Below are 13973 nucleotides of genomic sequence, written 5' to 3' on the forward strand. Positions count from 1 at the left end.
GAATCAGTTGATCCGTGGTTTTTTTCTTATAAGCTTGTTGAGTGTTTTGGTTGCACTTTTTGCTCAGGGTCGATGTAGTTAATGGCATTGTTAACAGCTGTTGGAGCTTCACCCAGTCCTGTAGCGATCAAATCAATCTTACCTTCATAGTAGCAACAGTCGCCGATAGCATAGATACCTGCTTGGCTGGATTCTTGCTTGCTGTTGACAATAATCTTGTGGCGGTTGAGGTCCAGACCCCAATTTTTAAGATTGCCGACAGATGATTTGAAACCATAGTTGACAAAGAGGTGGTCTACCTCAATAGTTTCAGTTTCATCTGATTTGACTTTGGTGATTTCTAGTTTGTCGAGTGTCTTTCCATCTCCAAGAAGTTGGCTGGGAACGAAAGGTGTCTTGATGGTTACAGATGATTCTTGCAGAGCTTGCACACTATGTTCTAAGGCGCGGAAATTATCTCTGCGGTGAACGAGAGTGGTTGGCGCATTTTTTTCAAAAGCTAGAGCCCAGTCCACTGCTGAGTCCCCACCACCAAGGATGGTCACTTTCTTGCCAGCATATTGCTGAATGTTGGAAACGTGGTAGTGGATGTTTTCATAATCCTCAACACCTTCTAATTCGAGTGGACGTGGTTTAAAGGCGCCGCCACCCATGGCAATGATGACTGTTTTAGTCAGGTGGCTTCCTTTGTTGGTAGTGATGGTAAATCCTTGATCTTGTTTCTCGATTTCAAGAACGGTTTCGTTGAGGTGAACAGGTGTTTCAAAGCCGTTTAGCTGTTCAATCAAGCGATTGGTTAGCTCTTCTCCAGTTAAGTTTGGGAAGCCTGGCACATCAAGGATTTGCTTTTCAGGGTAGAGGATGGCTGGTTGACCACCGAGCTGGGGAAGAGAGTCGATGATTTGGACTTTGGCTTGGCGTAGGTGGGCGTAAAAGGCAGCAAAGAGCCCGACGGGACCGCCACCTACAATGGTAATATCATAGAGTTGAGACATGATTTCTCCTTCGTTTTTTCTAATCAGTTTATTTTATCATATTTTTAATCAAATTAAAATGAAGTGGGATAGGGAAAAAATTGTTAGAAAATGGTATAATAGAACGGAACGTGTTTTGATAAGGAGGGAACCAGGGATGAATTTTCAGCAATTTTCCAACTTGCAATACTGGACGAGTTTGTTTTCAAGCCCTTGGAGTATCGTCATCAATCTGATTGATATTCTGATTGTGACTTATATTTTGTATCATTTTACAAAGGCCATTGCAGGGACTAAAATCATGATCTTGGTGCGGGGAGTTTTGGTCTTCATTCTAGCTCAAATTCTCTCTAATATGATTGGTTTAACGACCATTTCCTGGTTGATCAATCAGATCATCACCTACGGGGTCATTGCAGCAGTAGTCATCTTTTCACCAGAGATTCGGACGGGTCTAGAGCGGTTGGGTCGGGCAACGGATTTCTTTTCCAATGCTCCGATTAGTGCAGAAGAGCAGATGCTTCGTGCCTTTGTCAAATCAGTCGAGTACATGAGCCCGCGTAAAATTGGTGCTCTGGTAGCTGTTCAGCGAGTGAGAACCTTGCAGGAATACATCTCGACGGGGATTCCCCTAGATGCCAAGATTTCAGCTGAATTGCTCATCAACATTTTTATTCCTAACACTCCCTTGCACGATGGAGCGGTCATTATCCGAGAAGATCGGATTGCCGTCACCTCAGCCTATCTGCCACTAACTGAAAATACAGAGATTTCCAAAGAGTTTGGAACACGGCATAGGGCGGCGATTGGTTTGTCGGAAGTGTCAGATGCTCTTACCTTTGTGGTTTCGGAAGAAACGGGTGGGATCTCAATCACCTATAATGGAGTCTTTAAGCACGATTTGACCTTGGAAGAGTTTGAATCTGAACTGAGAAGAATTCTGCTTCCAACATCAGAGGAAAAACATGGTCTGAAAGAGCGCTTGCTAGGAGGATTGAAACATGAGAAAAAATAGTCTTTATATCATTTCTTCCTTCTTTTTCGCCTGCATCCTCTTTATCTATGCGACTTCTACAAACTATCAGAATAATAATAGTGCCAGACAGGTGCGGACAGAAACCTATACCAATACGGTTCTTAATGTCCCAATCGATATTCAGTACGACAGCGATCAGTATTTTATCAGTGGCTTTACATCTGAAGTGACCGTCTTTCTGACAGGGTCAAACAGAGTTGCATTGGCGAGCGAAATGCAGGAAAGCACTCGGAAATTCAAGGTGACAGCTGACTTAACCAATGCCAGTGTTGGAACAATAGAAGTTCCTCTAAACATAGAAAATCTACCAAGTGGTTTGACCGCTGTTGCAACACCGCAAAAGATAACAGTGAAGGTCGGTAAAAAAGCAAAACGAGGCAATGTAATCGTTGTGCCAGAGATTGATCCTAGTCAGATTGATTCTCGCGTGAAAATCGATACGGTTACTGTGTCAGATGAAAAAGTAACGGTTATTAGTGATGAGGAGACCCTCTCCAAAGTAGATCGTGTCATTGCCATCTTACCGACGAGTGAACGGATAACGGGTAACTACTCGGCTTCTGTTCCTCTACAAGCAGTTGATAAAAATGGCAATGTCTTGCCAAGTGTCATTATGCCGTTTGACACAACTATGAAAATTACAACAAAAATAGCAGCGTCTAGTTCGAGTAACTCGTCAACAAGTTCCTCAGAGGGCAGTTCGTCTTCAACGAGTTCAGAAACGAAATCAGATTCGTCTAAACAATAATAAATAATAGAAAAGGATGATAAATAAAATGGGTAAATATTTTGGGACCGATGGAGTCCGTGGAGAAGCAAACGTAGAACTGACGCCAGAATTGGCCTTTAAATTGGGACGTTTTGGTGGTTATGTTCTCAGTCAACACGAAACGGAAGCTCCTAAAGTTTTTGTAGGACGTGATACACGTATCTCAGGAGAAATGCTAGAATCTGCCTTGGTGGCAGGTCTCCTCTCTGTAGGGATTCATGTTTACAAACTCGGTGTTCTTGCAACACCAGCAGTAGCTTACTTGGTAAAAACAGAGGGAGCCAGTGCAGGTGTTATGATTTCTGCCAGCCACAACCCAGCCCTTGATAATGGGATTAAGTTCTTTGGTGGGGATGGCTTCAAACTTGATGATGAAAAAGAAGCAGAAATCGAAGCCTTGCTAGATGCTGCTGAAGATACTCTTCCTCGTCCAAGTGCAGAAGGTTTAGGAACCTTAGTGGACTATCCAGAAGGCTTGCGTAAGTACGAGGGCTACCTTGTTTCAACTGGAACTCCTCTTGAAGGAATGAAAGTGGCCTTAGACACAGCAAACGGTGCAGCATCTACAAGTGCCCGTCAGATTTTCGCTGATCTTGGTGCCCAGTTGACAGTTATCGGTGAGACACCAGATGGTCTTAATATCAACTTGAATGTGGGTTCTACACACCCAGAAGCTCTTCAAGAAGTGGTCAAAGAAAGTCAGTCAGCTATTGGTTTGGCCTTTGACGGAGACAGTGACCGCTTGATTGCCGTTGATGAAAATGGCGACATCGTCGATGGTGATAAGATCATGTACATCATCGGAAAATACCTTTCTGAAAAAGGCCAGTTGGCTCAAAACACCATCGTGACAACGGTTATGTCTAACCTTGGGTTCCATAAGGCCTTGGAAAGTGCTGGTATTAACAAGGCAGTGACTGCTGTTGGTGACCGCTATGTCGTCGAAGAAATGAGAAAATCAGGCTACAACCTTGGTGGTGAACAGTCTGGTCACGTTATCTTGATGGATTACAATACAACTGGTGATGGTCAATTATCAGCTGTCCAATTGACAAAAATCATGAAAGAAACAGGCAAGAGCTTGTCTCAACTAGCATCAGAAGTGGCGATTTACCCACAAAAACTGGTTAATATTCGAGTGGAAAATGCTATGAAAGAAAAGGCTATGGAAGTACCAGCCATTAAAACTATCATCGAAAAGATGGAAGAAGAAATGGCAGGGAACGGTCGTATCCTTGTCCGCCCAAGTGGAACAGAACCCCTCTTGCGCGTCATGGCAGAAGCTCCTACGACAGAAGAAGTTAACTACTACGTAGATACGATTGCTGCTGTTGTTAAAGATGAAATCGGAATTGACTAAAGCCTAGAAAACTAGATGAAATGATAAAAATGTGGTACAATTGCATAGTAAATTGTAGCAATGGGAGAGAAAAATGGATCTTAAACGAGAACAAGAATTTGTTAGCCAGTATCACTTTGATGCTCGTAACTTTGAATGGGAAAATGAAAATGGAGCTCCTGAAACCAAGGTAGACGTGAACTTTCAGTTACTCCAACATGACCAAGAAAATCAAGTGACTTCTTTAGTCGTTATCTTGAGTTTCATGATTGTCTTTGACAAATTTGTCATCAGCGGAACAATTTCTCAAGTTAACCATGTGGAAGGTCGAATTGTCAACGAACCAAGCGAATTTAACCAAGAAGAAGTCGAAACCTTGGCACGTCCATGTTTGAACATGCTCAATCGTTTGACGTATGAAGTAACAGAAATCGCCTTGGATCTTCCAGGGATCAATTTGGAGTTTTAGTCATGAAATTAGCTGTCATTACAGATTCTTCAGCCTATTTAGAGGAGAAGACGCTGCAAAGAGAGAATCTATTTATCTTGGATATTCCTGTCAATATTGATGGAGAGGAGTATGTAGAAGGTGTCAATCTGACTGCTGAGGAATTTTATCAAAAAATGGCTCAGTCTGCAGAATTGCCTAAAACTAGTCAACCAAGTATTGCCAAATTGGATGAGATTCTAAGTTCCTTGAAAGATGAGGGCTATACCCATGTCCTGGGACTCTTTCTTTCGTCAGGAATCTCAGGTTTTTATCAGAATATCCAATACATGTTGGACGAGTATGATGGCTTGACCATCGCCTTTCCGGATACCCATATCACAAGCTCCCCTCTAGGATTTATGGTAGAGAGTGTCTTTGAATGGGCAGAACAAGGCGATGATTTTGCTCAGATTCAGGAGAAGTTGGCTATCCAAATTGCTGATAATTCAGCTTTTATCATAGTAGATGACCTCGACCACTTGGTTAAGGGAGGACGTTTGTCAAATGGGGCTGCCATCTTAGGAAATCTCCTCAGTATCAAGCCTATCCTCTACTTTAACGACCAAGGAGTGATTGAAGTTTACGAAAAAGTTCGTACAGAAAAGAAAGCAATCAAACGTTTGGTGGAAATCATCAAGGAGTTGACAAAAGATGGGGACTACCGTATAACAGTCATTCATGGGAACGCTCCTCAAAAGGCGGCAGATTTACGTCAGCTTTTGAAGGAGAGTGGTGTGACTTCTGAGATTCCAATTGTTAGCTTTGGTAGTGTCATTGGAACCCACCTTGGAGAAGGCAGTATTGCCTTGAGCTATACACCAATCGTCTAGATTGTTCTTAAAAGCTTTATATCTTAGAAATTGAACACGGCCTACCTGCCTCTTGAAAAAAGATGCCTGTCTTTCCTTTCGTAGAAAGTCAGCGCCATTCCCTATTTTTCATGGGCAGCTAACGTCCTTTGTATCTTGATAATTGAACACGCCTGGAACCCTATGTGAAAAAGATAGTTCTTCCAAGGAGTAGGCACTCCTTGATCAGAACTCCTATTTTCACTTTGTGTTCTTACAGGCTTTGTATCTTAGCAATTGAACACGGCCTACCTGCCTCTTGAAAAAAGATGCCTGTCTTGTCTTTCATGGAAAGTCAGTGCCATTCCCTATTTTTCATGGGCAGCTAACGTCCTTTGTATCTTAGACAGGAGTAGAGATGAGTATTCGAGTAATTATTGCCGGTTTTAAGGGAAAGATGGGCCAAGCTGCTTGTCAGATGGTCTTGGCTGATCCAGACTTGGACTTGGTTGCAGTTTTGGATCCTTTTGAGTCTGAGTCAGAATGGCAGGGAATTCCTGTCTTCAATGATAAGGCTGACTTGGTTGGTTTTGAAGCGGATGTTTGGGTAGATTTTACCACACCAGCCGTTGCCTACGAAAATACACGCTCTGCTCTTGAAAATGGCTTTGCTCCAGTAGTTGGAACAACAGGCTTTACTAGTGAAGAAATTGCTGAGCTAAAAGCATTTTCCCGTGAACAAGATTTGGGTGGCTTGATTGCTCCTAACTTTGCCTTGGGAGCTGTCTTGCTCATGCAATTTGCGGCGCAGGCTGCCAAATATTTCCCCAATGTGGAGATTATCGAGCTCCATCATGACAAGAAAAAAGATGCTCCGAGCGGAACAGCCATTAAAACGGCTGAGTTGATGGCGGAAGTGCGAGAGTCTATCCAACAAGGTGCGCCTGATGAGGAAGAATTGATTGCAGGTGCTCGCGGTGCTGACTTTGATGGCATGCGTATCCACTCAGTTCGTCTACCAGGCTTGGTAGCTCATCAGGAAGTCATCTTTGGCAATCAGGGAGAAGGATTGACCCTTCGTCATGACTCCTATGATCGCAGCTCCTTCATGACAGGGGTCAATTTGGGAATCAAAGAAGTTGTCAAGCGTCATGAGCTTGTCTATGGATTAGAACACTTATTATGAGATTAACGCAAATGCCTTCTGAATTTCAGAAGGCTTTACCAGTATTGGAAAAAATTAAAGAAGCAGGCTTTGAAGCCTATTTTGTTGGGGGCTCTGTTCGAGATGCCCTCCTCAATCGTCCCATCCACGATGTGGATATCGCGACTTCTTCTTATCCAGAGGAGACCAAGCAGATTTTTCCGCGAACAGCTGATATCGGAATCGAGCACGGAACCGTCTTAGTTTTAGATGGGGACGAGGAGTATGAGGTAACCACCTTTCGGACTGAAGATGTCTATGTGGACTATCGCAGACCCAGTGCGGTTTCCTTTGTGCGTTCGCTAGAAGAAGACCTCAAGCGTCGTGATTTCACAGTTAACGCCTTTGCCTTGGATGAGACGGGAGAAATCATTGATTTGTTCGATGGTCTCAAAGATTTGAAAAACCAAGTCTTGCGAGCAGTTGGAGTGGCTAGTGAGCGTTTCAATGAAGATGCTTTGCGGATTATGCGTGGTTTCCGTTTTCAGGCCAGTCTTGGCTTTGAACTTGAGACAGAAACATTTAAAGCGATGAAGACTTTGACGCCGCTCTTGGAGAAGATTTCTGTGGAGCGTATCTTCGTTGAGTTTGATAAACTCTTGCTGGCACCTTTTTGGCGAGTTGGTCTGGCTTCCATGATTGAGAGTCGAGCTTATGACTATCTTCCAGATATGGCAGGAAGCCAAGACAAGCTCAACAGACTGTTTGATTTAGAGGCGGATTTCACTTTTGAATCTTCCGAACAAGCTTGGGCGGCTCTATTGTGGACTTTGGAGATTAAAGATGCGCAGCCATTTTTGAAGGCGTGGAAAACCTCACGCCAGTTTGCCAAGCAAGTACAAGATTTGCTGACTATTTTGGCTTTGCGAGAAGAAGGAGAGCTGAGCAAGCGCGATTGTTACCGCTTTGACTTGGATTCCCTTCTACAAGCTGAAAGTCTTCGTCAGGCTCAAGGAAAAGAAGTCAACCCACAAGCTATCACTGAAACTTACCAGAGCTTAACCATTCATGATAAGAAAGAAATCCAGATCAACGGTGGTGTTTTAATCAAGGAATATGGTTATCAGCCAGGTCCAGCCTTGGGAGAGGTTTTAACAGAGATTGAGTTTGCTATTGTTGATGGAGAATTGGAAAATGATCGCCAAGCTATCCATGCTTACCTGAGGGAGAAAAGATGAGTGATTTTATCGTTGAAAAACTAAGCAAATCCGTTGGAGACAAGACCGTTTTTAAGGATATTTCTTTTATCATCCATGACTTGGACAGAATTGGTCTAATTGGTGTCAATGGAACGGGTAAAACTACCCTTTTAGATGTTCTATCAGGTGTTTCAGGCTTTGATGGGGATGTCAGTCCCTTTTCGGCTAAGAATGACTACAAGATTGGCTACTTGACCCAGGATCCAGAATTTGATGATAGTAAGACAGTTTTGGATACGGTTCTCTCTAGCGACCTCAAGGAAATCCAGCTCATTCGTGAGTATGAGTTGATCATGCTCAACTACAGTGAGGACAAGCAGGCTCGTTTGGAACGTGTCATGGCGGAAATGGACTCTCTCCAAGCTTGGGAAATTGAAAGCCAGGTCAAGACGGTTCTCAGCAAGTTGGGTATTCAGGACTTGTCGACTCCAGTTGGTGAATTGTCAGGTGGTCTGAGAAGACGGGTTCAGTTGGCGCAAGTTCTCCTAGGAAACCACGACCTCTTGCTTCTGGACGAGCCGACCAACCACCTGGACATTGCGACCATTGAGTGGCTGACTCTCTTTTTGAAAAATTCTAAGAAAACCGTCCTTTTTATCACCCACGATCGCTATTTCTTAGACGCTTTGTCAACACGGATTTTCGAGTTGGATCGAGCAGGCTTGACCGAGTATCAGGGCAATTATCAGAACTATGTTCGACTAAAGGCAGAACAAGATGAGCGTGACGCAGCACTTCTCCACAAAAAGGAACAACTCTATAAGCAAGAATTGGCCTGGATGCGGAGACAACCGCAGGCACGTGCGACTAAGCAACAAGCCCGTATCAATCGTTTTCATGACTTGAAAAAAGAAGTTTCAGGCGGCGTTGCTGAAACAGACTTGACCATGAACTTTGAAACAAGTCGGATTGGGAAAAAAGTCATCGAGTTTCAGAATGTTTCCTTTGCTTATGAGAACAAGCCCATTTTGCAAGATTTTAATCTATTGGTGCAAGCCCAAGACCGTATCGGAATCGTTGGGGACAACGGTGTCGGGAAGTCAACTCTTCTCAACCTCATCGCAGGAAGTCTTGCGCCGACTGAAGGTCAAGTTATCATCGGTGAGACGGTTCGCATCGCCTATTTCTCTCAACAAATTGAGGGCTTGGATGAAAGCAAGCGCGTTATCAATTACCTGCAGGAAGTAGCAGAAGAGGTTAAGACCAGTGGCGGTTCTACGACTTCCATCGCTGAGTTGCTAGAGCAGTTCCTATTTCCACGTTCGACGCATGGAACCTTGATTGAGAAATTGTCTGGTGGAGAGAAAAAACGTCTTTATCTCCTCAAACTACTCCTAGAAAAACCAAATGTTCTTCTTTTGGACGAACCGACAAATGACTTGGACATTGCAACCTTGACAGTCTTGGAGAATTTCTTGCAAGGCTTTGCAGGCCCAGTCTTGACAGTCAGCCACGACCGCTATTTCCTTGATAAGGTAGCGACCAAGATTCTTGCCTTTGAGAATGGTAACATCCGCCCTTTCTTTGGTCATTACACCGACTACCTTGATGAAAAAGCCTTTGAAACAGAGATGGCCAATCAAGTTCAAAAGGCCGAAAAAGAAAAAGTGGTCAAGGTCCGTGAAGACAAGAAACGCATGACCTACCAAGAAAAGCAGGAGTGGGCAAGCATTGAAGGGGATATTGAAGCCTTGGAAAATCGTATCGCAGCCATTGAAGAAGAAATGCAGGCAAATGGCTCCGACTTTGGCAAACTGGCGACGCTTCAGAAAGAGCTAGACGAGAAAAATGAAGAACTCCTTGAAAAATACGAACGCTATGAATACCTAAGTGAGTTTGATAGTTAGAAGAATAGAAAAATCCCGTCGCAATGACAGGATTTTTCTATTCTTTTTTTGTTTCCTGGTGGAAGACATTTTGCCAAGTCTCATGGCGACGCCAGATACTGGTGTGGACTATGCCATCTAGCTCATAGCAAATGAGCTTGGTTTTTTGACTAATTGAGGTAATCTGAATGTCCTTGATTGTAGTAGGTAGTTCTTTTGCAGCTTTGTAGGCGCCCTTATCCATCTGCTCCCCATCTTGACGGATATAGCGAAAGTCCTCAGCAAGGAGTTCTTCTAGCTGATTTCCTTGGTCAATCAATTGCTCACGCATGAGCAGTTTTTTATAGACATTGTCTAAAATCTCGTCCTCAGGTATGGGAGCTGGCTCGATATGGACATCGGTATCAAAGACTCCAAAACGCTCTTCCAGCATGGACTCGACCTGGTCTGCGATTTCGTGACTTTCATAGACTGACAAGTCAGGATTCATTTCCAAGGTGATATCAAGGTAGATATTGCTACCGTAGGTACGCCCTCTTTGGGACTTGACCTTACTAATCTTTGGGATCTCCATGATGGCCTTTTGGTAGTCCTCTAGCAGACGGTCGTCAAAACCATCTGAAAGACTAAAGGAAGACTCTATAAAGATATCATAGGCTGTCTTTAAGATAAAGAAAGTGATAATAATAGCGACCAATTTATCCACGATAGGATAATTGAAACTGCTGGCTAGGATAGCAATGGAAGTCCCAAGTGAGGTGACAGCATCGGAAAGATTGTCCTTAGCAGCTGCCTTGAGAGCCTTTGATTTGGATTTCTTACTGAGACGAGTATTATAGAGATAAACTGCGAACATGACTGCCGCAGATAAGACTCCTAGACTTGCGCCCAGAGGGTCAATGGGTGTTTGTTCCCGACTGAGAATTTTTTGAATGGTGTCCCGAAGCACATCAAAACCAACATAGAACATGATGATGGAAGTAATCAAACTAGCCAAATCTTCAATCTTCCAGTGACCAAAGCGATGGTCACGGTCTGCAGGTTGGCGAGCCATCCGAATCCCGATCAAGAGGGCTACATTTCCGATAATATCAGATACGTTGTTGAAACCATCCGCTACCAAACTGGAAGAATGTAGGAGGTGGCCAGTCGCTAATTTAGCTGCTGATAAGAGGAGGTAGGTCGAAATGCTGATAATGGCACCACGTTCCGCCAACTTAAGATTTGACATGGATTGGTTCATCGGGCTTCCTTTCTAGTCATATAGTATTCTACCATTATACTGGTTTTCAAGGGAAAATTCAAATTTAGTCTTGTTTCATCTGATTTAAACCCTTGAAAATTGTTCAAATTTTGATATAATAGTACTACTCAAGGGAGTAGCTGGCAGAAACCTGTGATAGTGTCGTCATTCCGAATTGTATACTGAAAAGTATGTTTTCCGGCACTATCTTAAACAGCGAGACTTGTTATGATTAACAGGTCTCTTTTTGTTTGTCATAAAACTAAAAGAGAACTTGTTTTGCACACAATGTCAAGGAGGAGACACATGTCAAAAGAACAAAAACGCCAAGCGTTTTACACTCAGAGTCCTGAAGAGGTCTTGAAGTCAGTTGAAGCAACTGAACAAGGTCTCTCGTCTAGCGAAGCGCAGAAACGCCTAGCTGAATATGGACGCAATGAACTGGAAGAGGGTGAGAAAAAATCTCTCCTAGTCAAGTTTATTGAGCAATTTAAGGATTTGATGATTATCATCCTAATTGCTGCGGCTATCTTGTCCGTCATAACTTCTGGTGGGGAAGATATCGCAGATGCCATCATTATCCTTGCCGTGGTTATCATCAACGCTGCCTTTGGTGTTTACCAAGAAGGAAAAGCAGAAGAAGCCATCGAAGCCCTCAAGTCTATGTCTAGTCCAGCTGCTCGCGTTATTCGTGATGGGCACATGGCTGAGATTGATTCCAAAGAATTGGTGCCAGGTGATATCGTAGCTCTCGAAGCTGGTGATGTAGTGCCAGCAGACCTACGTTTGCTAGAAGCTAATTCTCTTAAAATCGAAGAAGCAGCTTTAACAGGCGAGTCTGTTCCAGTTGAAAAAGACTTGACAGTCGAGCTCGCTGCAGATGCTGGTATTGGTGACCGTGTCAATATGGCCTTTCAAAACTCAAATGTGACTTATGGTCGTGGTCTTGGTGTTGTTGTCAATACAGGTATGTACACTGAAGTGGGTCATATCGCTGGCATGCTCCAAGATGCGGATGAGACGGATACACCTCTCAAACAAAACTTGAACAACCTTTCTAAGGTCTTGACGTACGCTATCTTGGTCATTGCCCTTGTTACTTTTGTTGTTGGTGTCTTCATTCAAGGAAAAAATCCACTTGGTGAGTTGATGACCTCTGTTGCGCTTGCTGTTGCAGCCATTCCAGAAGGACTCCCAGCTATCGTAACCATCGTTCTTGCCCTTGGTACTCAAGTTTTGGCCAAACGAAACTCTATCGTTCGTAAGTTACCAGCAGTTGAAACGCTTGGTTCGACTGAAATCATCGCTTCTGATAAGACTGGTACGCTTACCATGAACAAGATGACAGTCGAGAAAGTCTTCTATGACGCAGTCCTACATGACTCAGCTGATGACATTGAACTTGGCTTGGACATGCCACTACTTCGTTCAGTTGTCTTGGCCAACGATACCAAGATTGATGCTGAAGGAAACCTGATCGGGGATCCAACGGAAACAGCCTTCATCCAGTATGCCTTGGACAAGGGTTACGATGTTAAAGGATTTTTAGAGCAATATCCTCGTGTAGCTGAGTTACCATTTGACTCAGATCGTAAACTCATGTCAACGGTTCATCCATTACCAGATGGTAAATTCCTCGTAGCAGTCAAGGGGGCTCCAGATCAACTTTTGAAACGTTGTGTTGCTCGTGATAAGGCTGGAGATGTTGCTCCGATTGATGAGAAAGTTAATGACTTAATTCACACAAACAACTCTGAAATGGCTCACCAAGCCTTGCGTGTTCTTGCGGGTGCTTATAAGATTGTAGACAGCATTCCAGAAAACCTGACTTCTGAAGAGCTTGAAAACAACTTGATCTTTACTGGATTGATTGGAATGATTGACCCTGAACGTGCCGAAGCAGCAGAAGCTGTTCGTGTCGCTAAGGAAGCGGGAATCCGTCCAATCATGATCACTGGTGACCACCAAGATACAGCGGAAGCCATTGCCAAACGTTTGGGAATCATCGATGAAAATGACTCGGAAGACCATGTCTTGACTGGTGCTGAACTCAACGAACTTTCAGATGAAGAATTTGAAAAAGTCGTTGGTCAATACTCTGTCTACGCGCGTGTATCTCCAGAACACAAGGTTCGTATCGTCAAGGCTTGGCAAAAACAAGGTAAGGTTGTTGCTATGACAGGTGACGGTGTTAATGATGCGCCAGCTCTGAAAACAGCCGATATCGGTATCGGTATGGGAATCACTGGTACAGAGGTTTCTAAGGGGGCTTCTGACATGATTCTTGCAGATGATAACTTTGCGACCATTATCGTCGCAGTTGAAGAAGGACGCAAGGTCTTCTCAAACATTCAAAAGACTATTCAGTACTTACTTTCTGCCAATACTGCTGAAGTATTAACTATCTTCTTATCAACCTTGTTTGGTTGGGACGTCTTGCAGCCAGTTCATCTTTTGTGGATCAACTTGGTAACCGATACCTTCCCAGCTATCGCTCTTGGTGTTGAACCTGCTGAGCCAGGTGTTATGACCCACAAACCTCGTGGACGTAAGTCAAGCTTCTTCTCAGGTGGTGTTTTGAGTTCTATCATCTATCAAGGTGTACTCCAAGCAGCTATTGTTATGAGTGTTTATGGACTTGCAATTGCTTACCCAGTTCATGTGGGTGACAATCATGCCATTCATGCGGATGCCCTTACTATGGCCTTTGCAACCCTTGGTTTGATTCAACTATTCCATGCCTACAATGTCAAGTCTGTTTACCAATCCATCTTGACAGTTGGCCCATTCAAGTCTAAGACCTTTAACTGGTCCATCTTGGTATCCTTCATCCTTCTGATGGCGACCATCGTTGTAGAACCGCTTGAAGGTATCTTCCACGTAACCAAACTAGACTTATCGCAATGGGGTATTGTTCTAGCTGGAAGCTTCTCAATGATACTTATCGTCGAAATCGTCAAGTTTGTTCAACGTAAACTTGGTCTTGATAAGAATGCGATTTAAAAAGAAAGTCATCTTCGGATGGCTTTTTTTGCATTTGAGGGAAAGGACTAGAAGTCGCTCCCTTTTGTGCTATAATAAAGTAAAGTAGCAAGGAGTGAAAGA

General features: G+C 43.6%; 11 protein-coding genes. 9 read left to right on the plus strand and 2 right to left on the minus strand.

Annotated elements, in window-relative coordinates:
• Positions 1-26 precede the first annotated feature (26 nt).
• Entirely contained in the window at positions 27-995 is a 969-nt protein-coding gene (locus MK403_RS05460; protein WP_132973841.1) for an NAD(P)/FAD-dependent oxidoreductase, read from the minus strand.
• 136 nt (positions 996-1131) lie between these two features.
• Between MK403_RS05460 and cdaA the strand changes: the two genes are divergently transcribed.
• The 8 genes from cdaA to MK403_RS05500 all read left to right on the plus strand — a co-directional run bounded on the left by cdaA (position 1132) and on the right by MK403_RS05500 (position 9646).
• A complete protein-coding gene (gene cdaA, locus MK403_RS05465; protein WP_268709201.1) occupies positions 1132-1989 on the plus strand; it encodes a diadenylate cyclase CdaA in 858 nt (285 codons plus the stop codon).
• A complete protein-coding gene (locus MK403_RS05470) occupies positions 1976-2758 on the plus strand; it encodes a CdaR family protein (RefSeq protein ID WP_268709202.1) in 783 nt (260 codons plus the stop codon). Before cdaA ends, MK403_RS05470 begins: the two co-directional genes overlap by 14 nt.
• 28 nt (positions 2759-2786) lie before the next feature.
• The gene (gene glmM / locus MK403_RS05475) at positions 2787-4139 is read left to right on the plus strand and encodes a phosphoglucosamine mutase (RefSeq protein ID WP_268709547.1); all 1353 of its coding nucleotides are present in this window, start codon (positions 2787-2789) and stop codon (positions 4137-4139) included.
• A 73-nt stretch (positions 4140-4212) separates the two neighbouring features.
• A complete protein-coding gene (locus MK403_RS05480; protein ID WP_061417146.1) occupies positions 4213-4587 on the plus strand; it encodes a DUF1149 family protein in 375 nt (124 codons plus the stop codon).
• 2 nt (positions 4588-4589) lie between these two features.
• Entirely contained in the window at positions 4590-5438 is an 849-nt protein-coding gene (locus tag MK403_RS05485; RefSeq protein ID WP_268709203.1) for a DegV family protein, read from the plus strand.
• A gap of 376 nt (positions 5439-5814) precedes the next feature.
• Complete coding sequence (gene dapB, locus MK403_RS05490; RefSeq protein ID WP_061417144.1) at positions 5815-6582, plus strand: 4-hydroxy-tetrahydrodipicolinate reductase; 768 nt, start codon at positions 5815-5817, stop codon at positions 6580-6582.
• On the plus strand, positions 6579-7778 hold the full coding sequence (locus MK403_RS05495; RefSeq protein WP_268709204.1) for a CCA tRNA nucleotidyltransferase: 1200 nt from the start codon (positions 6579-6581) through the stop codon (positions 7776-7778). The genes dapB and MK403_RS05495 overlap by 4 nt, the downstream gene beginning before the upstream one ends.
• Positions 7775-9646, plus strand: a complete 1872-nt coding sequence (locus MK403_RS05500) for an ABC-F family ATP-binding cassette domain-containing protein (RefSeq protein ID WP_268709205.1) — start codon at positions 7775-7777, stop codon at positions 9644-9646. Before MK403_RS05495 ends, MK403_RS05500 begins: the two co-directional genes overlap by 4 nt.
• Positions 9647-9683: 37 nt before the next feature.
• Here the strand turns inward: MK403_RS05500 and MK403_RS05505 are convergent, their stop codons facing one another.
• Positions 9684-10868, minus strand: coding sequence for a cation diffusion facilitator family transporter (locus MK403_RS05505; RefSeq protein ID WP_268709206.1), 1185 nt, complete (start codon positions 10866-10868; stop codon positions 9684-9686).
• A 306-nt stretch (positions 10869-11174) separates the two neighbouring features.
• Here MK403_RS05505 and MK403_RS05510 point away from each other — a divergent pair, with 306 nt between their 5' ends.
• Positions 11175-13871 (plus strand): cation-translocating P-type ATPase, encoded by a 2697-nt coding sequence (locus MK403_RS05510; RefSeq protein WP_049478497.1) that lies wholly within the window; start codon positions 11175-11177, stop codon positions 13869-13871.
• Positions 13872-13973: the final 102 nt, after the last annotated feature.

The sequence above is a fragment of the Streptococcus oralis genome, from assembly GCF_026782285.1.
GTDB classification, from domain to species: domain Bacteria; phylum Bacillota; class Bacilli; order Lactobacillales; family Streptococcaceae; genus Streptococcus; species Streptococcus oralis_CG.